Below are 21,970 nucleotides of genomic sequence, written 5' to 3'. Positions count from 1 at the left end.
GCTCTCAACCCACCCTCCGAGTTCCACTTATCTTTCGGGGTTTGTTGTCTTGACGAATGGGGCCACTTCTGGTATCGCAATCCGGTGGGAAAGCCAGAGATTGCAGAGCATCTTGTACGTCTCATGTCGCGGGCCGAAGTTCGAGGTATCTTCATCTCTGCCAGTGACTACACGGAACCTGCGATTCACACGGTACGAGAGTTCCTGCAACACAAAGTGTTGGTTCTTTCGACGCTTCAGGAGGTCGTGCGCCTGCTTGAGCAACAGGACGACCTCACGGAATTTTTCACGAAAAAAGTCCAGGCAGCACAGATACACAAAAACCCGTACTTCTGCCCTCATGGTAGCCAGGGACAAGGTGCGTCATGACAGCGAGTTGGAAGGATATCAATAAGCCGCCGATCCCCGCGACCGTCGTTACGGCCGCACAGGTGGCGAATGGCCCTGTGATGCCGCCGCAGCAAAGGCTACTGACCTACTCGCCGGGAGAGTGGGAGGGGTTCGTCGAGGAGTGGGCTTATTACTGCCTCACGACGAAGTACGAACACGTTCAGCGCTTCTCAGGTGCTGGTGATATGGGTATCGACGTCGCCGGGTTCGCTGACGGAAAACGCCTTCAGGGTGTATGGGAAAACTTCCAGTGTAAGCACTACGACCATGCCATCAGGCCCAGCGATGTATGGACTGAGTTCGGTAAGGTCATCTGGTACTCGTACAAAGGTGAATACGCGGCCCCCCGTCACTACTATTTTGTTTCGCCGCTCGGTGCTGGCACGTCGCTTAGTCGCCTATTCTCGAATGCAACGAAGTTGCGCGAGGAATTGTTTGCGAACTGGGATAAGCATGTGAAAGGTGCGATCACTAGCACGCAAGAAGTGCTGCTCGATGCGGAACTCCGAGCCTATGTGGACACCTTCGATTTCTCCATCTTCGACGCCAAGACTGCGCTCCAGCTTGTTGACGATCATCGTGCCACACCGGTTCACACAGCGCGCTTCGGTGGTGGACTGCCAACGCGGCCTGCATCCGAAAAACCTCCCCAAGAAGTCGCTGTCACCGAGAGTCGCTATGTGACGCAGTTATTCGGTGCATACAGCGAGCACACGGGGACAATCGTGACTGATTCCTCGGCTCTGCCCATAGCGAAACTCAAAGATCATTTCCGCCGCCAACGAGAGGCGTTCTATGAGGCCGAGTCGCTGCGCGTCTTCGCACGCGACAGTGTGCCGCCCGGCACATTCGAGTCCTTGCTGGATGATATTCACGATGGCGTTATCGACACACATGACGGGAACCATGGCGATGGCTACGAAAAAGTCTGCGCTGTCACCAAGGCGGCCCGCGACATGCAGATTACGGCAAACGCCCTCATCACTTGTACGAACCCCAAGGATCGGGACGGGATCTGCCATCAACTCGTGAATGAGGAGCGTCTTCGGTGGACACGATCATGAGCCAAGAGCATAAGCCGATTACATTCAATGGCCCACTTGAGGCGGGTATTCGTGCGGTCTCGATTTTGGGTGCTGCCTATCCACAAACCTACGACCTCCAGCGGCTTGTCGCCCTTGATTACCTTCTTGTTCATACCGGCGATATCGACGGTCCAGACAATTTGCACCCACCGACACCAATGCACACGGCTGAGTTGCTCGTGCGCCGTAAATTGGTCGAGCAATCGCTGCTTCTGATGATGACCCGCGACCTTGTTGAGCGTGAAGTTACACCCGAAGGAATCAAGTACGGCGCAGGCGAGAATGCTGCGACGTTTTTGTCGTCAGTATCTTCCAACTACCTGCTGTCCCTGAAGGATCGCGCTGTATGGCTTGTCGAAACCATTGGCTACCTGACGGACGAACAGTTCAAAGGCATGATGCGCCGCTTCTTCGATAAATGGGTTGAGGAGTTTCAGCACGTCGAGCAAAGCCTGGGAGGCGAAGCATGACGGCAATAACCCCCGGTTTTCGCTTGCGCTTCCTCGGCTTCTTCGGCCCACAGAAGTCACCCGCAACAGTGACCTTCGGCGCCGGTCTCAACGTCATTTACGGCGCTTCGAACACTGGAAAGTCTTTCATTGTCGAAGCCATCGACTTCATGCTTGGTGGCAAACCACCCCTGCGCGACATCCCTGAACGCGTCGGCTACGACCTCGTTCTCCTGGGGCTTGAGACCCTTGATGGGAAGTCATTTACGCTTTGGCGCAGCATAGACGGCGGCGGCTTTCGGCTATACGAAGACTTGCACCAGATGCCGCCGACGACCGACATCCCGTACACGCAGCTTGACGAAAAGCACAGCGATAAGAACTGCACGAATCTGTCCTCGTTCTTGCTGAATCTATGCAACCTTGGTGGCAAGCGTGTCCGCAAAAACTCCCGAAACGAAACGATCAGCCTGAGCTTTCGCAACATTGCTCGCTTGATGATCGTCGATGAGACGGAGATTACCCAACAAAGCTCTCCGCTGGTTGATGGAAATCCCACCGCGAATACACCGAACTTGGCGACGTTCAAGTTGCTTTTAACCGGGGCGGACGACTCCGCATTGGTCGCTAGCAATAAGAGTGAGCCAGAGGAGTTATCGCGCGAGGCACAATTGCATCTTCTCGATCAGCTTCTTGATGACTATCGTGATCGGCTCAAGGAATTGACCAAGAGTCCGAAGGAGTTGGAGGAGCAGCTAGAGAAGATCGACACCTCGCTTCGTCAACAGGCGGCCCTGGTAAACACCACAGAAGCTGAGTTTCAGGAGGCTGCGGGGAAACGGCGAGAACTGCGCAAGAAGCTGGAGGAAAGCCGAGAGCGACGTGCAGAGGTCGGCGCGATGCTTGAGCGATTCGGTTTGCTCGACAGGCACTACGTGTCCGATATTGAAAGGCTGCGCGCCATTGAGGAAGGCGGGACGCTGTTTAGCGTGCTGGGTGCCGGGCATTGCCCTCTCTGCGGAGCGGATCCCGATCATCATCGCGTCGATACCGGGTGTAATGGAGACACTGATGCTGTCGTTCAGGCCGCACGAGTGGAGGTCGCCAAGATCGAAGTTTTGCGCACTGAACTTGTAGCGACCGTCCGAAGCCTTGAGCGTGAAGGTGCCAACTTTGATCGCAGGATGCCTACTGTTGTTCGAGAGCTGGAGTCAATCTCGGAGTCGGTTGAAGAATTGATCGCACCTAAGCTCTCAACTCTTCGAAAGTCCTATTCCGACTTTGCCGACAAGCGTGCCGAGGTGCGCGAAGCGCTGGCACTCTACGCTACCGTACAAGACATGGAGCGCCGTCGCGCCGACCTTGAGAAGGACACCGAGGATGAGAAGGCCGGGGCTGTTGCAAGCGCAGATCTCTCAACCACTGTGACTTATAGTTTTGCCAAGACTGTCGAGGGCATACTGACCGGTTGGCACTTCCCAGAGACTGGGGATGTGTATTTCGATTCCAAGGCTCGGGATCTTGTTATCGCTGGAAAGTCGCGTAGTGCTTTTGGTAAGGGGCTTCGCGCCATCACTCATGCAGCCTTCACCCTCGGGCTGCTTGCTTTCTGCCGTGCGCGCCAGACCCCGCATACGGGATTTGTCGTGCTCGACTCTCCTTTGCTGGCATACCGAGAGCCAGACGGAGCGGAAGATGACTTGACTGGTACTGACCTTCAAGAACAGTTCTATGCATATCTTGAAGCGTTGCCTAGCGACACACAAGTCATCGTTGTTGAGAACACGGATCCGCCTGCTTCAATTATGCAGCGCGAGCAGTCGCTTATGTTCGGCAAGAACCCGTATCATGGGCGGTACGGATTATTCCCTTATACAACGGACTCCGCTCAATAAATGGGCATAGAAATGGGAAGAAGCCAATGGCATGAGGTGAGCGCGAGAATTCCCGACCGTTGAAGCTGGGCGTTTTCGTATGGGGACTCGATTACAGGTACTTCTTGAAACTCCCTGCAGTCAGGCTCACGGCCAGTCCCAGCAAGGCGGCGCTGGGCAGCAGGATCAGCAGCGGATGCACCGAGATCGGCAAGGCCAGGTATGTGACCCAGGGCAGCACGGCCAGTGGCATCAGACTGGCTTTTGCTCGGTGGTAGATAAAGCCGGATTCCCGGCCCGCGCCGAACCGGCGCACGTCACGCCTCACCAGGCCGTCGATTAAACCAACAAATGCCGCCGTGAAGATCAGCGGCAGCGTAAGCACCAGGACCAACAGACGCACCAGGAAAGTAAGCGTAGTGAAGGCGGCGGCGATCAGGTAGCTTTCGGCCCAGACATAGACCTGGCTGATGAAGTAACGGAAGTTCCGCGCCTGCCCTTGGCTGGGCGCACGGGCGCGCTCTGCGGTCTGGCTCATGCGCTCCAGCAGTCCTGAGCGCACGAACACCCATTCGTAGCCGGTGTCCACCAGCGCATGCGCCGTGCGCCCCGGCTCCTGCACGACCACGCTGCGTGGGAAGTGCTTGGACAGGTGCCCCAACTCGTACTGCAACATCTGCTGGGAGTGCTGCCAGCCTTGATCCTTCCAGAACAGGTGCATGCCGATGCACTCCATCAGGATCGAGAACAGCAGCGAGCTGACCAGCACCCCGAGCAGTCGGAACGGCAAGGTGATGGTGCCGACGATCAGGCCCTGGCGGCGGTTCTGCTCGCGCTGCGCAGTGGAGGCGGCATCGCTCATGGCGCGGCCTCTTCGCTGGCCGTGTCGCCCGTGTCGCCCGTGTCGGTGATGGGTATGGCGATGGCCGCCTCATCGAGCAGGTCGTCCGGCAAGGCCGCGTCCTGCAAGACCGGGGAGCTGGTGAACTCCCACCACTGCGTGGCCTCGCTGTAGCTCTGGCGCATGTGCCCAGCCAGTTGCTGCAAGTCCGCCGGCATCACTTCATCCGGGTCTGGCGCCGGCAACGGCATGCGCACCTTCCAAAGCTGGCCACCCTGCAACAGCGCGAAGCACTGGCCTTTGGGCAGGCCGACGACGTGCGATGGCTCGATCATCGGCACGCTGGACATGCTGATGCGGTCTTGGGTGTTCGACGTAAAGTCCGTCGCGCCGCGAATGTCCGAGCTGTCGGTTGCGCCGCTGACGATGGTGGTCGTATAGACCTCGACCTTCGGCAATTGCCGGGTCAGCAACTCAGCGGTGGCCGTTTCGCGCACGCGCAGCATGAACAGGTTGTTGAAGTTGCCGATCACCTGACCGGCCTTCGCCCGGTTGCCGATGCGGGCTTCGATGTCCGAGAGGGTCTGCGTGTACGCGGTGACTTGCAGGCCAGCGCCGCCGCCCTTGTTGATCAGCGGAATGAACTCGTCGCCCATCAACTCGTTGAACTCATCGGCATGGACGTTGATCGGCACGCGCGAGCCTGCCGATGCGCCCGGCAGGCCGTCGTCGATCCCGTGCTTGTAGATGTGGCCAGCGACCGAAACCAGGTCGGAGAACATGGAATTGCCGACTGCGGCGGCGACCTCGGCATCGGATAGCGCATCCAGGCCGACATAGACCACGGCGCGCTTTCGGATGACCTGCATCCAATCGAAGATCGGACGCGGGTCGGCCAGGTCGGAGTAGTTCGGGGCCAGAAGCTGGGCGATCTTGCCGCTGGTGAGCTTCTCCAGCAGCGGCAGCAGCGATGCGACGATCTTGTCGAAGTAGGTCTTGTCGTAGCGCACCGCCGAGCGCAGGCCGTCGAGCACCGGATCGTAGTTGCGAGCCTGCGAGAGGTACTGTTCCAGCGCCACCACGCGCTTTTCGCGCCCGATCATGTTGCGCGGGATGTTCTTCTCGTTGAGCTTGGCCTCGATCTGGACGATCACCTCCCAGGCCTTGGGCTCGGTCTTGGCGAAGTAATGCTGGGCGTACTCGATGAACAGCGCGTCGATGTTGATCACATGGCGTTGGATCAGCATGTAGTCCGGGCGCTGCCCCAGTTCCACCAGGGCGCGGGCGATGATGTTGACGAAGCGCCACGCAAATTCGCGAAATGCCGCGCTGTTGCCTTCCCCGGAGAGCTGCCCTGCAACACGGGTGGCCACCTCGCTGATGCGCCCAAAGCGGCCCACGGCGTTGTAGCGCGCAGAAATGTCCGGCCAGCCCAAATGGAAGACATAGAACTCGCCCTCGCGGCCCGCACGCTTGGCCTCGACGTACACCCGCTTCAAAAGATCGGCGTCGCCCTTGGGGTCGATGACGATGACGACCTCGTGCTCGCCGTCGGCGTTCTTGCGCCGGATGTCCTGGGTCACGAACAACTCGGCCAACCGCGTCTTGCCCACGCGCGTGGTGCCCAGTACCAGCGAATGCCCGACGCGCTCACCCAGCGGTAGGCTGACGTCCACCTCATCGGGTTCGATGCCGTGCAGGCGCGGCAGGCCGCCCACAGGCGGCAGCGGGCGCACCGGGTTGAAAGGCACGTCCCAGCCCGTGAGTGCAGGCAGCCGAGACAGCGGGAACGGCGCGAACTCCAGCCGTTCCTCCAGCCTGCGCGCCAGCCGGTAGGCCGGCGTTGGCTCGACGTAGCGGCGAAACTCCGGTCGGTACGTCTGCATCAGCCGATGGGTGTGTTTCTGCTCCCACAGAAACCCGCGGCCCACGAACAGACGCTGCTGGCTGACCGGCACGTCCTTGCTGGTCATCACATAGCGCGGCAAGCGGCGAATGTTGCGCCGGTAGCGCAGGATGACGCGGGCATCGCGGTAGCGGATGGCACCGTAGGCGCAGAACGCCAGCGCACTGCCGACGCCCATGGCGGGGCTCAGCGCGAGCGACCACGGGGCCACCAGGGACAGAAACGCGGCGCCTGCACACGCCGCGACGGTATAGAACTCCACCGCTGGGCGCAGCAAAACCTCGACTGGCTGTTTCCCCGACATGGCTTCATTGCTCGATGCCGGTGGCTGTGATCAGCACCGGGTAATGCCGCAGACCCAGGCGCTCGGCCAGGTCGTCACCGGCCACAGGCGCGAGGGGAACGCCCGGCACCAGGGCGCGCAGCCGTGCCAGACCCTGCACGGTCTCGACGTTAACCACCAGGCCCACCGCGCCGCGCTCGCGCAGCGATGTTGCCTGGCTGCGCATCCAGGCGTGGGACGCCTCGTCGTCGCCGACGACCACGAAAGGCCGCAGGCCCGGTGCCTCGATCACCCGCCGCGCGACGGTGCCAGGCGTGAGCTTGGCACTGCGCACCGGCAACATCGCGGCCTCGTCCATGAGCGTGGCGGGCACCGGGAGCATCGGGATGGGCGGTCGGGCCGGAGCATTGGCGCGCGGCTGAAGGTTCAGAGCCTCGTAGTACGGCAGCGCCGACGTGCCGCCACGGTCTTCGACCACGATCAGCGGCTCGCCGGCACGCGAGGCCAGCGGCAGAGCCGCCAGCAGCACGAGCAAGCCCTTCAGTGTGAGATGGGTCAAATGGGATGTTTTCATGGGATGCTCTCCTGGCGTGCGGCGAAGGCCGCAGCGGTTGGGCGCGTGCCCTGCACGCGGGCAAGGTGGCGCGACACGCTGCGCCGATAGCGGGCGGCAGGTTCTCCGCCCGCAGGACGGTGATAGCGACCGATTGCCAGTAACCAGTCCTCGCCAGTGACGTGCTGCTCCTTCAGGATTTCAGCGGCGATGGCGAGGTTGCGGTATGGGTCGAGCAGGTCACACGCGCTGACATAGCGTTGTTGGTGGTAGCCGAGGTTGATCTGCCCGAGACCCGCGTCGATGCGCGTGTGCGACGTGGAGCGCATCGCCTGCTGCAATCCGGCGCAGGCGTCGGCACGGGTGGCGAAGCGGTGCGACTGGCCGGCGACGTTGAGCGACCACGGCCACGGGACGATGCGCCCGTTGCGCCGGATGCCGCTCTCCTGCAAGGCCACCGCGTAGAGCACCGTCGAGGGAATGCCCGCGAGCTGTGCGGCAAGCTGGTAAGCCGGTGGCGGAATCTCCTGGGCATGGGCGGCGCAGGCGCACAGGCCCGCCGCGATCGCCAGTGCGCGCAAGCACTGCGAAACGGAGGTGGCCGCTACGGCTGGCGCTGCCATTGACCGTTCACCTCGCGCACGACCGCAGGAAGGTCTCCGGGCAAGCTCAGCGACAGCCACCGCCCGCCATCATGGTTGAGCGTGATGCCACCGCTGCGCACGCGCACCGGATCGACGTTCGCACGCTTGGCCCAGTCGCGAATACGTGTGTCGTCCTGGCGGCTGCCAACCATGTACAGGTCGAACTCGGTGCCGGAGGATTGCAGGCGCTGCACGAGCTGCCCGCAGGCCGCGCAGCCGTCCTTGACGAACACCGCCGTGCGGCCGGAGCCGCGTTCGGCACCCGCGTTGGGCTTGTCGTCAGGCAGGTTCACTCGCTGCATGCCGGGATTCAGGCGCTGCCAGGCCTCGTCGTAGGCACGCTGGTAGGCGAGCAGCTTCTCGACGCGGCGCGCTTCGACCTGCACCTGCAGCTCTGCGTAACGGCGCCGTTCCTCGTCGGTGCGCGCCTCGATGCCCAGGGCGGACAGCGGGTCCAGGTTGGGCGAGTAGATGCCCAACGGCCCGTCCATCAGTTCGCGATAGCGCGCCCACTCCTGCGGTTGCAGGCCCCAGTCGCTTGCCACCCGGTCGTCCAGGATGCGGGCGACAAGGAGGCGCTCCTGGCTCTGCGCATTGCGGGCGGAGGCCGTGGCCGGCTGCTGCGCCCAGGCGGGCAACTGGGCAGACGCGAGCAGGAGCGCGGAAAGGATGATCGACGGTTTCATGTCGTGCGCTCCGCTCAAGGAATCGCCATGCGACGGGTCTGGTCGCCGGCCTGGAACACCGCGGTGTTGCCCTCGACTGCCTGCAAGCGCCACGGGCCGACGGCATCGCCGGGAAGCAGCACTTGAAGCTGGTCGGGCGTGAAGTTCCCGTTGTTCGGCGCGACGGACAGGCTGCGCTGGCCGGCGCGAAGTTCGGCGCCGACGATGCGGAACGGCAGTGGCGGCGGTTCCGGCTTGGCGGTGGGCCTGGTCGGTACGCGCGGCTGGGCGGACGCTGCGGCACGCGCAACAGTCTGGCGTGTCTTGATTTGCTCGACTTCGGTGCGCAGCGCCTGAAGGTCTTCGGCAGCGGCATAGCCGCTCAGCGCTTTTTCGACCTGAGCAGCGCGTGCTTCCAGGAGTTCGCGGGTGTCTTTGAGGTCTGCCGCCGTTGCGACGGCTGGACGCTGCTGGATGGCATCAATGGTCTCGGCCAGGCCCATCGCCTGCGCTTCGAGACGTTGCAGGCGGGTATCAAGCTGATTCTGGTCGGTCTGGTCGTTCACCGCCTGGTAGCCGAGAGCGACGAAGACGCTGAGGCTGATCAGCCAGAGCCACATCAGGCTCTGCACCACCACGGCGGTGATCGGGCGACGGGGAGACTGCGCGGCATTCATGGCTGGCCTCCCGAACCCGAAGGCATCAGCGGAAACGTCTGCACCGCCTCGGCAGCGGGCGGCTCGTGTGCGTGCTCGGCGGTCGCACTGCCTCCAGGCCGCTCGAAGCAAATCTGCCGTGCCCGTTCATCCGCATGCAGTTCCCAGGCCGGGCCAGCCAGGGTGAGCAGCGCATCGCGCAAGGTCATGGGGCCAAGATGCAGGTGCGCCGCCGGCAGCGGGAGCACATACAACTCGGTCACGGCGCGAGGCGTCTCGCAAAGCTGGTAGCCGCTGCGTTTGAGCACATGCCGCAGGCCATCGCCCACCGTGGCACGGGCATCCTCGGGCATGAACACGTCGATGGTCTGCAACAGCAAGTCACGCTGCGCCGCCGTGGGTGTCAGCTCGACCAGCGTGTAGCGGCCATAGCGCACGACGGGAATGAACTCGGGGGCCTCGGGTTCGGGAGCGGAGGAGACGCCTTCTATGGCGTCTGGCACCAGCGGCGCGGTCGTGGTGGCGCAGCCGCTGGCCAGCGCTGCGGCCAGGAGACCAGCGCCGACCAGACGCCGGGATACATGGGTTGCGGGCATGGCATCGGCTCTTCTGTTGCGATGCCGATACCTTGGCGGCACGGTGCCGTGCGGTCAGCCAGGAATGCGAACTGGGTAGTGCCCGGTTTCAGGGGCGACCCGGATGCCTACTGCGTATCGTCCAGGCGGTACAGACGCACCCGTTGTTGCGCACAACCAGTAGCTCATGGATCAATAGGCGGATTTGCAGTTAAGCCGCAATATGGGACGAAAAACGGTGTACTTCGCGAATCAATTGCAGGGTGGCTGCCGTAGCACGCCAAAGAAAAAACGCAGCCCCGCCCACGAAGAACGCGAGTGGGGCTGCAAGTTGTGAACAAAAGAAAGCCGGCGGCGCTAGGCCGGCGATGGCGTGGAAATCAGGCGGTGACCAATTGCCGGGCCAGTGCGACCTCGACGGAATCACCGTCCTGATTCAGAACATCCAGCCCCGATTCGGGCACGTCGCCCGAGGTGGACTGCGAGACCATGATCTTCTTGGCCATCAGTTCCAGGCAGGTCATCTGCGAGGAACCGGCATAGCCGAGGTAGATCACGCGCACGGGCTGTTTCTGCCCGATGCGCCAGGAGCGGCGTGCTGCCTGTTGGAGCGAGTACACGTTGTAGCCACTTTGCATGAACACAATCGTCGGGAACTCCAACAAATCCAGTCCCGTCTTGACCAGCTCGGGATTGGTGACGAGCACGTCGATGCCACGGTCCAGTTGCTCGGCGATCCAGTCTTCTCGGCGGCTGGCATCCACGCTTGCGCGCAGTACCGCCACCTTGAAGCCTTCCTGCTCCAGCAGCCCCTTCAGGCGCGACGTGGTGTCGCGCGTGCCGGTATAGACCGTGTAGGCCAGAACGTTGCGGCCCTGTTCCTTCTCCGCTTTGCAGATATCGATCAGCTCACGCTCCTTGGGGCTGATCTCGAACTCATTGAACTGAGCCGGGACAAACGCCAAGGTGTTGCGCGTGCGCGGATGCACCACGGTCTCCGACCGGAAGCAGCAATCCGGCCAGGCCAGCAGCACGTTGAGCACCACCCCCAGCAAGGTCGTATCGCGTCGCGCCAGAGCCTGTTTCAGCTCTGCGGTCAGCCGACCCGCCAAATCGCGGTAGGCCGCAGCTTGCGCCACGTCCATCTGGACTTCACGAAACTCCTCGTCATACGGCGGCAGGACGTTGCCACCGATGTCCTTGAGCTTGAGAAAGATCGTGAACGGCAGGATGCAGCGCAAGACGCCTTTCGGGCCGAAGCCGGGAGCCTTGACGGTGCGCACCGATACCTTGGTGCCCTTGGCCGTCTTGTGCGCCGTGCCGGCGCTCTCGGAGTAGATGTCCTTGAGGACGCCGTGATCGCGCATGAACGCCATCGCAGCCGAGGTCATGCTGCCGCTCGTGGTCGGGCGGTAGCCGTCTTCGATCATCCGTCCTGGCAGTGCCCGGAACAGCAGGTAGAACAGATCATCGCCGTAGCCGCCCATTAGCGTGCCGGTCAGCAGCAAGGTCTTGCGAGCCTTCGCCGCCAGCACGCCCATGGCCTGGCCCTGGGCACTGCCACCGTTCTTGTACTCGTGCGCCTCGTCGGCGATGAGCAGGTCGAACGTGCCTTGCGGCAGGTAGCGTTTGATGAATTCGGACGGTTGGTAGCCGCCCTCGCCAAAGCCAAACTCCATGTTGGCCATCGCACGTTCCATGCGCGTGGCCTGACGGTCGGAAAACACCAGCTCGCCGTTGCCATCCATGAGGTTGATGAACTCATGGATGTTGTCACCCAGCATCGAGGCCAGGAAGCCGTCACCGAACTTCTGCATCAACTTCTGCGCGGTGACTTCCCCGATGGTCGGGATGCGCTTCAAGGCTTTGAGGACGACCGAGGACTGGTCGCTGCCGGACAGGCTGCGCGGGCGGATCAGCGTCCACAGGGGCGCGGCGCAGTGGCTGCACTTCCTGCGGGACTCCTCGGCTTCGAGCCCGATCGGGTTGACCGGCTCGCCGTCGAGGTCGGTGATGAGCGTGCCGCAGTCCGGGCAGGCCGCCACGTCGCCGTGGCGGGTGCGCCGCTGGGTGAAGACCGGCTTCCAATGGAACCCCATCCGCATCCTGACGCGGCCCAGGATGAAAAACTCCTGGCCCGTGGGCTGCACACCCAACTGCTCGCGCAGCTTGATGAGCTTGACTAGCGTGTCCGGGCCATTGAGCACCCAGACCTTGGCACCAGCCACCGTCTCCTGGATCTCGCGCCGCCACTTGTAGACCAAGTGGGGAGGCGAAAGCACCAGGGTGCGGCGGTAGCCTTCGGCGTTGAGCACGGCGGCCGTGGCGATGCCGACGGTCGTCTTGCCGCAACCCATTTCGCCATTGACGATCGCAGCGCGCTCGCCTTGATCGACCAACAGCTCGGCGGCGGCATGGACAACTTCGGCCTGGGCCTGGAACAACTTGCGCTTGAGGCTGGCGACGACGAGTTGCCGCTGTGCTTGCGCTTGGCCGGTATAGACCGGCGGGTTGGCGCGGTTGAGAGAGTCGAGCAGTTCGTCGCCGAACTCGCCGACAAAATCCTGAAGGCTCAGGGTGAGAGGGTTGGATTCCGCTTCGAGCAGTTCGCCCTGTACGGGCTCTGCATCGTTAGCGGTGGTGTCGAGATCAACGGACATGGTGATGCTCCAAAGAAAAATGGGACATGCACCACCCCAGCGGGGCGATGGCATGCCCCGTGGTGGGTAGAGAGACGGCGAACCGTCAGTGGTTGGACAGTGCAGGCGCTCGTGGCCTGCGGTGACAACTCGCGGTCAGTACTCGGACGGCAGCACGATGCGGGTCGCTCTGCGATCTGCTTCGGTGAAGATGCGGATGCTCAGGTCACGGGTGACGACGTAAAACGAATCGAGGCGTTCGCCAGACTCCAACGCAGCGTTGTTCTGCTGCCATTGGTAGTCCGCGACGTCGCCCCAGTCGCCACGCATGTGGCGTTCGAAAAGCGGCATGGGATCGAGCCGGCCTTCGTTCATCAGGCGTTCGACGCCTTCGCTGAACTCCAGTGCACCGATTTCGAACAGCCGTTTGCGGCGGTGCTTGTCATGTTGGTCGGATGTCATGTGGTTTCCTTCGGAGTGAAGGGGCTACAGCACCCTTGCGGGGTGTCGGTGGCCCCGCGTTGGAGAAGATCAGTACTCGCTGGGCAACAGCAACGTGGTGAGGCTGCGATCCCATTCGGTGATGATCCAGAGCTTCAGGCCGGGTGCGACCTGGTAGGAAGAGAACAGACGATCCTCACCGGACTTCAGCGCGGCATCGTTCTGCCGCCTGTCGCTGTCGTCGAGGTCGCCCCAATCGCCGCCGAGGTGGCGACGCAGGTAGGGAATCGGGTTGAATTGGCCTGTTGGACCAGGTCATCGACGCCGCAGGTCATGACCACCTGGCCGGGCGAGAAGCGCAGGCTCGGGGGCTGGCTGATGGAGAGTGCTTGGGCTGCCATGGGAAGGCTCCTGGATATGGAGGGGCCACGGCACCCCATCGGGGCGACTGGACCCCGGTGGGTGGAAAACTCGACGGCGAACCGTCGGCGGTGGAGAAACGATCAGCGAATGGTCAACACCTCGCCCCGCGTGGCGGAACCCGGCGTCATGTCCCAGGCTCGGATGACGGGAACGAACTTGTCGGTGAGGATGCGCGTCTCGGCAATCGAGCCGTCTTCGCGTTCGGTGAATTCCCGCTGGAGCGTCTTGTCCTTGTGGGTGTCACCTTTGACGACGAGTACGCGCCCCGTCTTGGATTGCACGACTCCCGAGATCGCACCCGCAGCCAGGGCCAGGGCGAGATGCCAGTGGGACAAGGCCCGCGCCGGTGGACGCAGCGTCTGCTGCGCGGCCCCCAACTGCGTATCCCGCGACGGCCAGAGGCCTTGCAGTCTGCCAACCTCATCGGCGAACTGCTCCGGCTCCATCGTCACGCGGAAGAAATGCCCCGGCTCCGCCGGACTGGCTGGGACGATGTACGGCAGGAACGGCCATTCGCCCGGCAGCTCCTCGGCTTCGACTTCGCCAAGCCCAACCTGCAGCAGCAGATTGCGCACGGCTTTGACGCCATCGGGTGCCTGCTCACGCTGGCGCACCCGCCGACCGAAGATCACCACCTGCTTGAACTGCGTTTCCACCGCTCGGTAGATCCGCAGGTCGGTGTAGTGGCGCGTCAGCCAGCCGACCAGCTCGGCGTCGAGCACGTAGCCGGGGATGATGAAGACCAGCACGCCGCCGTACTGCAGCAGGGGCAGCGTGCGCTGGTAGAACAGCTTTTCGAGGCGGGCACGGCCCTGACCCTGATAGCCAATGTTGCCGTTGACGTCCTTGGACAGGTCGCCATATGGCGGATTGAGCCAGAGCAGCCCAAAGGACTGCTTGGAGATCATCGTGTCCATCAGATCCGCGTGCAGGCAGTGATCGACCAGGCCGCGGGCATGGCGCGCCCGCTCTGCGTCGAACTCGACGGCGAACGCCCTGGCCTGCTCGCGCCCGAGGGCATGAGCAGCTTCGGCAATCGCCACGCCTTCGCCGGCGCAGGGATCGAGGATGCACATCGGCCCATTGGATTCAGGCGCACTGGGCATCAGTGCATTGAGGGCTCTTTCGAGCGTCGGTTCATCGGTTGGGAAGTACCCGTTCTTCACGAAGTTGCGGGCAAGCCGCGGGAACATGAGAGCCATGGAAGTCTCCTGGTTGGCGGGGATGAATAGAGAAGGCGCGCCTTGGCGTGCCTGCGCAGGTGGGTCAAGCCGTTACCGTTTCCGGCGTCCAAATCCTGGCCGGATAGGGATAGGCGGTGAGCACGTCACTGCGGATCAGCGAGCCGAGCGCCTGGGTCAGCGCCGGCACGTCGATGGCGAGCCGATGGCCCACCAAAGGCCCGAGGGCGAATGGCAGGCGGGTCAGCATCTCGCGGCTTTGCAGCAGTTCCAGCACGGTTTCGCGCCAGTGGTCGAGCAACGGCAGTGGGCAGGTGTCCTGCACCAACGGCCACAAGCGGTCAAGCCGGTGGTCGCTATCGCGGGGCAGCAATGCCAGTGCGCTGGCGTTGGCCTTGTCGGGCTTGACGCAGCGCCGATCGAACAGCCACACGTTGGACAGCGAACCGAACAGCGTTCGCCGGTAGGCGCGGGTCATGCGCTTTTCCAGGCGATCGACGTTGCCGACGAACACCGGGACGCTGCCACCCTGGTCGGTGATGACATGGAACTGCTCCAGCCCCTGCTCGTCGCGCCCGAGGGTCAGGCGAGCCAGGAACTGCTGGACGGCGGTGTCCCGCGCCCAGATCGACAGGAAGATCAGGTTGCCCTGGTCATCGCCGACGCAAGCGTCGGCCATCACTTCCGGGCATTCGTCGATGCGGTACAGCGTGGTGGAAGAAGTGTTTGCGGGCATGGTGGTGTCCTCGGATGAACGGGAACAGCACCGCCCGCAGGGGGCAAGTACTGCCCCTTGGGGTGGAAAAAAAGCGTCCCTGACTCAGGCCGTCAGCGCCGTAGCTGGAGCTATGGCTTCCTTGGATGTGCGCCGCCGCACGTGGTAGGCGCGAACGCCTGCACGCCATTCGGCGGACTGCTCCGGTGCGAGGTTCAGATAGGACAGCGGGCACGAGTAGTAGTACGGGTGCATGGATTCGTCCAGCGGCTTGTAGCCCCACTGGCCGCCGCTGCGTTCCAGCAGATCGCAGCGGATGGTGCACAGGGACTGGCCCGGTGCGAGATCACGGTGTACGCCTTCGGCCTTGGCCGTCACTTGCACAACAGACCAGAGGACGTTGCCACGCAGCGCGTGGGCGATGACCTTGACGCTGGCGCGCTCGGTCTCTTGCGGTGCGATCAACTCCGCGATCAGTTCAGAGCGCGATTGGGGTGAGAAATACCAGCCCATGAGAGGCCTCCTGAAAAAATTGAGCCAGAAGCCTTCCCGTGGGGAAGACCCCCGGCGGGTGGATGAAGCACACCGCAGATGTGATGCCAGTACTACGCAGGTTGCAGTTCGGCCTGGCGGCTCCACTCCTGCGTCTTGAAGTCCAGCGCGTAGCCCAGTTCGCCCAGGCGGGCGATCTGCGTGCGCAGGGTGCGGCGGTCGATGGTCGAATCCAGTTTCACGGACTCGCCCAGCGGCCAGAGCAAGCTGAACAGCGCGGCGTCGCCATCTTCGGTACTGCCGGGAGCAGTTGCCGCAGCGGGCGTCGGCGCATCCACGCCGAAGGGCGTGGTATCGACCAGCGGGTCCGTGGATGCCTGCACGGGTGCTGGCTTGGCGGGCCTGGAAGTTTTGCTGGGCTTGGCCGGTGTTGCCGGTGTTACTGCAGGCTGTGCGCCCAACTCTTCATCAAGTGGATCGAGGTCCTGGGTGGCGAAGCTGCGTGCCTCGTCACGGCTCAGTTTGTCGATGTCGTAGAGCGTCATTCCGTCCAGGCTGGCACGGATCTCGAAGCGCATGCCGCCACCGACCGGGTAGGACTTCGGGAAGATGTACCTGATGATGAACTCCCCGTCGTACTTGCCTTCGGGGTATTGCTCCAGCTCCGGGTCCTTGACCTCGAACGTACCGAGGTGCGTGGCGAGGCGTCCGACCGTGAAGGGGCCGTTCTTGCCGCGGATGGTACGCAGCGTGAGTTGGCCGGGGACGATGATGGGCGAAACCGATTTCTCGGGCGCCGATGTGACTGCCATGATGGTTCTCCTTGTGAATAGCAAGAGCGGCAAGGCCCCATGAAGGGCCATGCCGGATCAGAACGAAGCAGCCAATGCCGGCTCCTGCTCCTCGACTTCACCTTCGGGCTCACGCTCGGCGGGCTCGACAGGCTGATCGGAAGCGAGGTCGGCGTCCTCGGCTTCGGGCGCGGGAGCGTCCTGGGCCGGCGGCGAATCGGCTTGCGCGGGGCTCGTCGGATAGACCTTGGTGCCGTCGATCTTGATCAGGCCGATGTGGATCAGTGTCGAATCCAGGCTTGCGGCCGGTTCCCCAGCGCGCTCACCCTTGGTGCGGATGTACGGATCGATCTTCATGTCGTTGAGACGGAAGGCGATCAGCACCTTGCAGTCCCCTTCGATGGCCTGCACGCACCGGCGAACCAGATGCTCGGCTTCAGGGGTGGTAACGATGGTGTCGAAGTACCGATACTCCGGTTCATCGACAGGCCCGGCCAGCGCGGCGACGGTGCAAGAGAGGAACGGGTCGCCATCTTTGGGCGTGACGTCCTTCGGACGGCTGAGGTAGCCGATGCCGCGGGTGATCAGCTCGTGCTGCCTGATCGAAGCCAGTTCGGCCCGGTCAAGCGGCTCGGCCTTGAGCAGTCGCGCCTTGAGGGACGCGGCGGCTTGGCCTTTCTGCTCGCCCTTGTCGCGGATGTACGCATCGCCCCACAGGTCGCCGAGGCGAAAGCGCACCAGTGGGCGCTGCTTGGGATCGTCAACGCCGATGTAGCGCTCGACCAGTTTCTTGGCCTCGGCACCCGAGACCTTGACGTCGAAATAGCGATAGCTGGGATCCTTGGCGGGGCCGACCAGCGCGGCGATGGTGCATGCCAGGAAAGGCTGCGCACGGCGGCCGCCCCGAACAGGTACTTCACGGGCACGCTGGATGTAACCGATGCCCGAAGTGTGGAGGTCAAAATACGATTTCTCGTTGGATGTGGTGGTCATGGTGAATCTCCATAGGGATGAAGCGGAGACACACCAGCCCCACGCTGCGGGGAAAGGTGCGTAACCCCGCGATGGGTTGATAAGGCGAAAGCATCCACCACCAGAGACTGGTGGCCGCTCGCGAATGGATGCGGTGCGAGCTGGCTCGGTCACGCAGTGGGAACTACGTCGCAACCTCGAAGACCGGTGGTTGCCTGGCATGTCGCTGACAACGTCAGCAGGCATGGGCTCAGCATGACCAGGCCTCGCGCGCGAGGCAGCCATCAATCGGTATCCGATCGATTCCCTTTGATGAAATCTCCCACGGCAGAAAAAAGGCCCTCCTTCCGAATGGAGGGAGAGCCTGTGGGGGCATGTCGCCTGGTACTTTTCGTGGTGTCACGCCGGTACAGCGCGGCGCCGTCGGGACGTCTTCGCGCCGATCACGCTCACGTCGATCAGGCGCCAGCGCCCGTCGTCTATGAGTCGCTCCAGCACTTCGCCGAGCATGTCGAAATACACCTCGTCGTGCCGATCGACCAACTCGCCGTCGCGGCGCAGCTCCACCGCATAGGTATCGCTGCCGCGTTGGTAGAGGATCGTCACCTGGCCGGCGAACTTCGCGGTCGAAACCGTGAAACTGATCGCCGGGGGCGTTTCGATGATCCTGGACGGCTTCGGATCGACCCAGGTGAAGTCGTGGGCGCCCGCATCGACCAGCATGTGGGTGATGCGGCGGAACCCGTCGGGCGCCGGCATTTCCTCCAACTGCTCGATGAGCTGACCCAGTTCCATGCACTGCGGCTCGGGAATGGGCAACTTGGCCGGCGCGGAGCCGAGGATGTGTGTCTTGACGGTGTAGGGCGTGCCGTCGGACATCATCTCGGTGCGCTCTTCTGGCGTGTCCGCACGCAGACCGTCGAAACGACGACGGGCATAGGGTTGGACATGCACCTTGGTGCCCTCGCTGGGAATGCTGGTCACCAGGTTGGGATCGAGTACCGCGAACTCGCTGGGCTTGAGCTTGACGACGATGGCGTCCTCGCTGGCGGCGACCACCCTGCCGTCGAAGGGCTGGGGATCGATAACGAAGCCCAGTGTCGAGGACTGTGGCTGATCATCGAACACGCGGTACTTGAACGACCGCACGTTGCGCGGCACATGGCCTGCGACCAGCGAAGGCATCAGGGTCTTGATAAGAGAGCGATCCATGTGAATCTCCTTGAGGAAGAACAAGGGATTCCCCGCCCGCAAGGGAGAGGTCCCTTGTGGGTGAATGGGCGCGGTGCGTCCGTAGGAAGAAACAACCAGCACGGTTTCCCGCGCTTGCAGCCTTGAAGGTCTTGGCTGCCTGGGCATGTGTCGGCAACGCCGACGAACATTGGGCAAGGATGGCCCTGGAGTGAGTGGCCTGCGCTCAGGAAACCGCACCGCGCCGCACCCGCTTTCCTGCGCCGCGACAAGAAAAGGCCCCTCGAAAGGGGCTGGGTGGTCAGGCTTGGCACACGAAGTAGTGTTCGCGCTGACGTGGAAAGAACACGTGCTTCCACGTGTCGCCGCCGGTGTTGCCACCGTCGAAGACGACCATTTCGTAGGCATCAATGTCGGTGTCTGCCAGATCGGCGCTGGCGATATGGCGCATGTGCAGCATGCCGCTCAAGCGCTCGAATACCAGGATCTGGCCGATGGCGTCGTCCTGGCCCATGGCGTTGACGCAGGCTCCAAGCTGATGCTCGAAGTCGCGCGCGGGCGAGATGAGGTCGGGGAACATAAAGTGCTCCTATGAAATAGGACCAGCCCGGCTCCCAGAAAGGAGACAGGCTGGCATGGAGGGCAAAGAGGAAGGTGGGCGCGTGGTGTGTTTGCTAGGGCTCGGCCAGCGGCAGGCCCAGCAACACGGGCGCGTCAGCGTCGAGGATGAGGATGCGCACATCGGCCTGGCCAGCCAGTTCCAGGATGTTCGCCAGGTCGTCTGGCATGCCCTTGCTGCGGTGCTCCTGCCGAAGCTGCTCGGCGGTGATGCCCTCGGCGTATTCCAGGTTCTTGTCCGTCCAGGGCGTGGAGATCAGCTTGACGCCAATCGCCGGGCTGTACGGAACCCGAAAGGCGATGAACAGAAAGGCCTCCGGCGTGGCAAGGTCCGCCAGATTGGCGAGGTACAGGCCGGTTTCCTGGCTGATGTGCGCGCTGCTGATCTCCCAGCATCGGCTGTAGTAGCCGGTCTCGAAACTCAGGCGCTGCACGACTTCCCGCGCGGCCTCGACCGAATAGCTGTCACCGACGTGGATCAGGCGACCGTCGAAGTCCTCGCCATGAATGGCATAGACCACGGCACCGATCACGCCTTCGCCGTTAACGCCTTCATCGGCATCGCATTCGGCCAGCACCTCGGCGCTTATAGGTTCAGAGCCGTTCGTGACCACCGCGAAATCGCTGGTGACGATGCAGGACGATGAAATCAATTCCTCGTCGGAAAGGTGTTGCTGGCTCGGGTGGATGTTTCGCCAGACATGCGGGCTTCCGTCCTCGTAGCTGATGGACAGCGTGCGGACGATCTTCAAATTCCAGTAGCCGCGGAGAAAGGGATTGGGATTCTGGGACATGGGAACTCTCCAGATTGAATAATGGAGCCAATTCCCGCCACCGGGAATTGGACCCGGTGGGTTGAAAAGGGAAAATGCGTCAGTCGACGCTGATCGTTGGCTTTGATTCAGCCGCTTTACGCTGGGCAACGGAAAGGAAATCGAGGGACATGGCCGTGTGGGCGCATGTCCCTCGTGGGGAACGAAAAGACGGGGGTGTGCCGGAAACGGGTTCACCAGCCGCTGTAGTTCAGCATCAAGTCGGCAATGACCTTGCGGCGTTCCAAGTCGAGACCGTCGAAGTCCGACAGCCCGTGGAAGTGGCAGCGTTTGAGCATGGCACCGCCCTCGTGCGCGTTGTAGAAGCTGACCATGGCGGACAGAAACATGCGTTGCCCGCTGCTCAGGACACCGAGGGCATCGTTGAGCCGCAGCATGTTGGGACGCAGATCCCACTTGCTCTTGGCCTGGTTCAGGCCGTCACGGGTGCCGTCGCCAAACCATTCGGGGCCAGCGATCTCGGCACCACGCTTCCATGCCTCGAAGAAGGCTTGGGGCGCGGCAGCGAAATGCTGCTCTTCCCGCATGATCTGATCGACGACTTCTCGCGGCAGCAGTTGATTCATGGCGTGATTCCTCCAGTTGGATCAGGGAATGGCGAGCTGGGACCAGCCGCCTCTTTCGAGGGCACGTTGAGCCGCTGCATGGCTGCGGAAGTACTCGTGCGATTCCCGCGAAACGGGACCTTCGGTATCGCGCGTGCCGATGTAGTGGCCGGCGGCGCTTTGCAGGACTTCGAGCGGCAGGAACTTGCCGCAATAGGTCAAGGCCAACTGGCCGAAAGAGGCTTTGTGGGACATGGGTAGGCTCCTTGGAAAAGCGGGGCCTTGTCCCTCACGGGATGGCAGCTCCCGCACGCGGTGGATAAAAAGCATCGACGTCACGGGGACGCGCGTCCGCAGACTTGATGCGATACGGACTGGCGGGTTACGCGGGAAGAACCCGCGGCAGCCTGGAACCCATGGCTGCTGGCATGTGCTGACGAATCAGCGAACATGCGGGCAGCTTCGTCCGGGGGGCGCGCTGCGTCAGTTGGAAAACGGCATTCGGCCCAGCCCGGATTGGTGGGCGCAGAGACAGAAAACCCGCATCGAGTGCGGGCTGTCAGGGGGGTGCTTGGGTGCGTTGGCTCACTCGGGCGTGTCGCCCAGCACATGCTGCTTCCACAGGGCGAATGCCTCGTCCTGTCCCAGTTCGGCCAGGACCACAATGGGTTGCGCCTGCCGCGCACGCAGCGAAGCGAAATACGCCTTACGGTCGGCGATGGCCTTGAGATTGATGCCATCGATGAACAGCAGCTTGCCGCCCTTGATGAACAGCACCTTGTTGCCAAGGTCGCGCTCGAACGCGGCTCGTACTTTCTCCGGTTGTTGCATGCGTCGGTTTCCTGTTGCTGTGGCCGGCCATTGGCTCGGAACGTTGATCGGCGAGATAAAGGCGCCGAAGGCTCGCTGACCTTCGGCTCGGGAGGAAATAACCACCCGTGGGCTGTTGCAGGCCCGGTCGTCGCTAGAACCGTCTGCTCATCAGCAATCACACCCGGCCCATGTCGTGGCTGGGGCCGGCATCGTCTGGCGCACATCCGCGCACAAAGGGAGCCCGTTTTTGCGCCGGTGGGCACCGGCACCGAATACCGCTGACCACAAAGGGTCTCCGGGTGGCTCGCGCTGCCAGGCAAGCCATCGGGGGGCCCTTCGCAGTGGGCGGGAGAAACACAGACCAGCAGAACACGCGGGAGACGGTTCGCGGAAAA

The 21,970-nt window shown here is 62.7% G+C and carries 22 protein-coding genes and 3 pseudogenes; 4 read left to right on the top strand and 21 right to left on the bottom strand.

From position 1 onward, the window contains the following. Positions 1-69 precede the first annotated feature (69 nt). From FKL89_RS00705 to FKL89_RS00690, 4 genes and pseudogenes are all read left to right on the top strand, one after another. A pseudogene (locus FKL89_RS00705) lies at positions 70-369 on the top strand (restriction endonuclease); the annotation flags it as partial. Beyond that, positions 366-1,454: an ABC-three component system protein gene (locus FKL89_RS00700; RefSeq protein WP_156860843.1), complete on the top strand. Its 1,089-nt coding sequence runs from the start codon at positions 366-368 to the stop codon at positions 1,452-1,454. The pseudogene FKL89_RS00705 and the gene FKL89_RS00700, both read left to right, overlap by 4 nt. Then, on the top strand, positions 1,439-1,945 hold the full coding sequence (locus FKL89_RS00695; protein ID WP_052164738.1) for an ABC-three component system middle component 2: 507 nt from the start codon (positions 1,439-1,441) through the stop codon (positions 1,943-1,945). Before FKL89_RS00700 ends, FKL89_RS00695 begins: the two co-directional genes overlap by 16 nt. Next, the gene (locus tag FKL89_RS00690; RefSeq protein ID WP_034027948.1) at positions 1,942-3,819 is read left to right on the top strand and encodes an ATP-binding protein; all 1,878 of its coding nucleotides are present in this window, start codon (positions 1,942-1,944) and stop codon (positions 3,817-3,819) included. The genes FKL89_RS00695 and FKL89_RS00690 overlap by 4 nt, the downstream gene beginning before the upstream one ends. 91 nt (positions 3,820-3,910) lie before the next feature. Here FKL89_RS00690 and FKL89_RS00685 read toward each other — a convergent pair whose 3' ends face one another. From FKL89_RS00685 to FKL89_RS00585, 21 genes and pseudogenes are all read right to left on the bottom strand, one after another. After that, positions 3,911-4,660 (bottom strand): TIGR03747 family integrating conjugative element membrane protein, encoded by a 750-nt coding sequence (locus FKL89_RS00685; RefSeq protein WP_022579854.1) that lies wholly within the window; start codon positions 4,658-4,660, stop codon positions 3,911-3,913. Beyond that, complete coding sequence (traD, locus tag FKL89_RS00680) at positions 4,657-6,849, bottom strand: type IV conjugative transfer system coupling protein TraD (RefSeq protein ID WP_033991643.1); 2,193 nt, start codon at positions 6,847-6,849, stop codon at positions 4,657-4,659. Before traD ends, FKL89_RS00685 begins: the two co-directional genes overlap by 4 nt. 4 nt (positions 6,850-6,853) lie before the next feature. Then, positions 6,854-7,402: an integrating conjugative element protein gene (locus FKL89_RS00675; RefSeq protein ID WP_022579852.1), complete on the bottom strand. Its 549-nt coding sequence runs from the start codon at positions 7,400-7,402 to the stop codon at positions 6,854-6,856. Continuing rightward, on the bottom strand, positions 7,399-8,004 hold the full coding sequence (locus FKL89_RS00670) for a transglycosylase SLT domain-containing protein (RefSeq protein ID WP_022579851.1): 606 nt from the start codon (positions 8,002-8,004) through the stop codon (positions 7,399-7,401). Before FKL89_RS00670 ends, FKL89_RS00675 begins: the two co-directional genes overlap by 4 nt. Then, positions 7,986-8,711, bottom strand: coding sequence for a TIGR03759 family integrating conjugative element protein (locus FKL89_RS00665; protein WP_022579850.1), 726 nt, complete (start codon positions 8,709-8,711; stop codon positions 7,986-7,988). Before FKL89_RS00665 ends, FKL89_RS00670 begins: the two co-directional genes overlap by 19 nt. Before the next feature lie 14 nt (positions 8,712-8,725). Then, on the bottom strand, positions 8,726-9,367 hold the full coding sequence (locus FKL89_RS00660) for a hypothetical protein (RefSeq protein ID WP_034027955.1): 642 nt from the start codon (positions 9,365-9,367) through the stop codon (positions 8,726-8,728). Beyond that, positions 9,364-9,942 (bottom strand): PFGI-1 class ICE element type IV pilus protein PilL2, encoded by a 579-nt coding sequence (gene pilL2 / locus FKL89_RS00655; protein WP_034027956.1) that lies wholly within the window; start codon positions 9,940-9,942, stop codon positions 9,364-9,366. Before pilL2 ends, FKL89_RS00660 begins: the two co-directional genes overlap by 4 nt. 359 nt (positions 9,943-10,301) lie before the next feature. Continuing rightward, the gene (locus tag FKL89_RS00650) at positions 10,302-12,581 is read right to left on the bottom strand and encodes a helicase-related protein (RefSeq protein WP_022579848.1); all 2,280 of its coding nucleotides are present in this window, start codon (positions 12,579-12,581) and stop codon (positions 10,302-10,304) included. A 135-nt stretch (positions 12,582-12,716) separates the two neighbouring features. Continuing rightward, positions 12,717-13,022, bottom strand: a complete 306-nt coding sequence (locus FKL89_RS00645) for a hypothetical protein (protein ID WP_022579847.1) — start codon at positions 13,020-13,022, stop codon at positions 12,717-12,719. A 69-nt stretch (positions 13,023-13,091) separates the two neighbouring features. Beyond that, a pseudogene (locus tag FKL89_RS00640) lies at positions 13,092-13,402 on the bottom strand (hypothetical protein). A gap of 102 nt (positions 13,403-13,504) precedes the next feature. Further along, a complete protein-coding gene (locus FKL89_RS00635; RefSeq protein WP_223724529.1) occupies positions 13,505-14,650 on the bottom strand; it encodes a DUF6094 domain-containing protein in 1,146 nt (381 codons plus the stop codon). A gap of 40 nt (positions 14,651-14,690) precedes the next feature. Continuing rightward, positions 14,691-15,341 carry a hypothetical protein gene (locus FKL89_RS00630; RefSeq protein ID WP_022579844.1) on the bottom strand — a complete coding sequence of 217 codons (651 nt, stop codon included), beginning with the start codon at positions 15,339-15,341 and terminating at the stop codon, positions 14,691-14,693. Positions 15,342-15,425: 84 nt separating this feature from the next. Beyond that, on the bottom strand, positions 15,426-15,833 hold the full coding sequence (locus FKL89_RS00625) for a hypothetical protein (protein WP_156860842.1): 408 nt from the start codon (positions 15,831-15,833) through the stop codon (positions 15,426-15,428). A 92-nt stretch (positions 15,834-15,925) separates the two neighbouring features. Next, positions 15,926-16,624 carry a DUF3275 family protein gene (locus tag FKL89_RS00620; protein WP_022579842.1) on the bottom strand — a complete coding sequence of 233 codons (699 nt, stop codon included), beginning with the start codon at positions 16,622-16,624 and terminating at the stop codon, positions 15,926-15,928. Between the two features lie 57 nt (positions 16,625-16,681). Beyond that, complete coding sequence (locus FKL89_RS00615; RefSeq protein WP_023124761.1) at positions 16,682-17,596, bottom strand: DUF3577 domain-containing protein; 915 nt, start codon at positions 17,594-17,596, stop codon at positions 16,682-16,684. A gap of 378 nt (positions 17,597-17,974) precedes the next feature. After that, on the bottom strand, positions 17,975-18,787 hold the full coding sequence (locus FKL89_RS00610) for a hypothetical protein (RefSeq protein WP_023124760.1): 813 nt from the start codon (positions 18,785-18,787) through the stop codon (positions 17,975-17,977). Between the two features lie 280 nt (positions 18,788-19,067). Next, positions 19,068-19,346, bottom strand: a complete 279-nt coding sequence (locus tag FKL89_RS00605) for a hypothetical protein (protein ID WP_023124759.1) — start codon at positions 19,344-19,346, stop codon at positions 19,068-19,070. Between the two features lie 94 nt (positions 19,347-19,440). Next, the gene (locus FKL89_RS00600) at positions 19,441-20,178 is read right to left on the bottom strand and encodes a DUF5983 family protein (protein ID WP_023124758.1); all 738 of its coding nucleotides are present in this window, start codon (positions 20,176-20,178) and stop codon (positions 19,441-19,443) included. A 212-nt stretch (positions 20,179-20,390) separates the two neighbouring features. Beyond that, the gene (locus FKL89_RS00595) at positions 20,391-20,783 is read right to left on the bottom strand and encodes a hypothetical protein (RefSeq protein ID WP_023124757.1); all 393 of its coding nucleotides are present in this window, start codon (positions 20,781-20,783) and stop codon (positions 20,391-20,393) included. 21 nt (positions 20,784-20,804) lie between these two features. Next, complete coding sequence (locus tag FKL89_RS00590; RefSeq protein WP_003158617.1) at positions 20,805-21,017, bottom strand: hypothetical protein; 213 nt, start codon at positions 21,015-21,017, stop codon at positions 20,805-20,807. A gap of 330 nt (positions 21,018-21,347) precedes the next feature. After that, positions 21,348-21,593 (bottom strand): annotated as a pseudogene (locus tag FKL89_RS00585) (hypothetical protein); the annotation flags it as partial. Between the last annotated feature and the right edge of the window lie 377 nt (positions 21,594-21,970).

It is taken from the genome of Casimicrobium huifangae (assembly GCF_009746125.1).
Taxonomy (GTDB): Bacteria; Pseudomonadota; Gammaproteobacteria; order Burkholderiales; family Casimicrobiaceae; genus Casimicrobium; species Casimicrobium huifangae.
Note: the sequence above shows the minus strand (reverse complement) of the source record. Positions and strands in the feature narration are given on the sequence as shown.

What these genes read in the sequence shown, in the direction of transcription:
- FKL89_RS00690 (WP_034027948.1), top strand. Translation starts at nt 1,942, where the DNA reads ATGACGGCAATAACCCCCGGTTTTCGCTTGCGCTTCCTCGGCTTCTTC.
- FKL89_RS00595 (WP_023124757.1), bottom strand. Translation starts at nt 20,783, where the DNA reads ATGAATCAACTGCTGCCGCGAGAAGTCGTCGATCAGATCATGCGGGAA.
- FKL89_RS00665 (WP_022579850.1), bottom strand. Translation starts at nt 8,711, where the DNA reads ATGAAACCGTCGATCATCCTTTCCGCGCTCCTGCTCGCGTCTGCCCAG.
- FKL89_RS00660 (WP_034027955.1), bottom strand. Translation starts at nt 9,367, where the DNA reads ATGAATGCCGCGCAGTCTCCCCGTCGCCCGATCACCGCCGTGGTGGTG.
- FKL89_RS00620 (WP_022579842.1), bottom strand. Translation starts at nt 16,624, where the DNA reads ATGGCAGTCACATCGGCGCCCGAGAAATCGGTTTCGCCCATCATCGTC.
- FKL89_RS00600 (WP_023124758.1), bottom strand. Translation starts at nt 20,178, where the DNA reads ATGTCCCAGAATCCCAATCCCTTTCTCCGCGGCTACTGGAATTTGAAG.
- FKL89_RS00610 (WP_023124760.1), bottom strand. Translation starts at nt 18,787, where the DNA reads ATGGATCGCTCTCTTATCAAGACCCTGATGCCTTCGCTGGTCGCAGGC.
- FKL89_RS00630 (WP_022579844.1), bottom strand. Translation starts at nt 15,341, where the DNA reads ATGCCCGCAAACACTTCTTCCACCACGCTGTACCGCATCGACGAATGC.
- FKL89_RS00615 (WP_023124761.1), bottom strand. Translation starts at nt 17,596, where the DNA reads ATGACCACCACATCCAACGAGAAATCGTATTTTGACCTCCACACTTCG.
- FKL89_RS00670 (WP_022579851.1), bottom strand. Translation starts at nt 8,004, where the DNA reads ATGGCAGCGCCAGCCGTAGCGGCCACCTCCGTTTCGCAGTGCTTGCGC.
- FKL89_RS00700 (WP_156860843.1), top strand. Translation starts at nt 366, where the DNA reads ATGACAGCGAGTTGGAAGGATATCAATAAGCCGCCGATCCCCGCGACC.
- traD (WP_033991643.1), bottom strand. Translation starts at nt 6,849, where the DNA reads ATGTCGGGGAAACAGCCAGTCGAGGTTTTGCTGCGCCCAGCGGTGGAG.
- FKL89_RS00685 (WP_022579854.1), bottom strand. Translation starts at nt 4,660, where the DNA reads ATGAGCGATGCCGCCTCCACTGCGCAGCGCGAGCAGAACCGCCGCCAG.
- FKL89_RS00650 (WP_022579848.1), bottom strand. Translation starts at nt 12,581, where the DNA reads ATGTCCGTTGATCTCGACACCACCGCTAACGATGCAGAGCCCGTACAG.
- FKL89_RS00605 (WP_023124759.1), bottom strand. Translation starts at nt 19,346, where the DNA reads ATGTTCCCCGACCTCATCTCGCCCGCGCGCGACTTCGAGCATCAGCTT.
- FKL89_RS00675 (WP_022579852.1), bottom strand. Translation starts at nt 7,402, where the DNA reads ATGAAAACATCCCATTTGACCCATCTCACACTGAAGGGCTTGCTCGTG.
- pilL2 (WP_034027956.1), bottom strand. Translation starts at nt 9,942, where the DNA reads ATGCCCGCAACCCATGTATCCCGGCGTCTGGTCGGCGCTGGTCTCCTG.
- FKL89_RS00625 (WP_156860842.1), bottom strand. Translation starts at nt 15,833, where the DNA reads ATGGGCTGGTATTTCTCACCCCAATCGCGCTCTGAACTGATCGCGGAG.
- FKL89_RS00590 (WP_003158617.1), bottom strand. Translation starts at nt 21,017, where the DNA reads ATGTCCCACAAAGCCTCTTTCGGCCAGTTGGCCTTGACCTATTGCGGC.
- FKL89_RS00645 (WP_022579847.1), bottom strand. Translation starts at nt 13,022, where the DNA reads ATGACATCCGACCAACATGACAAGCACCGCCGCAAACGGCTGTTCGAA.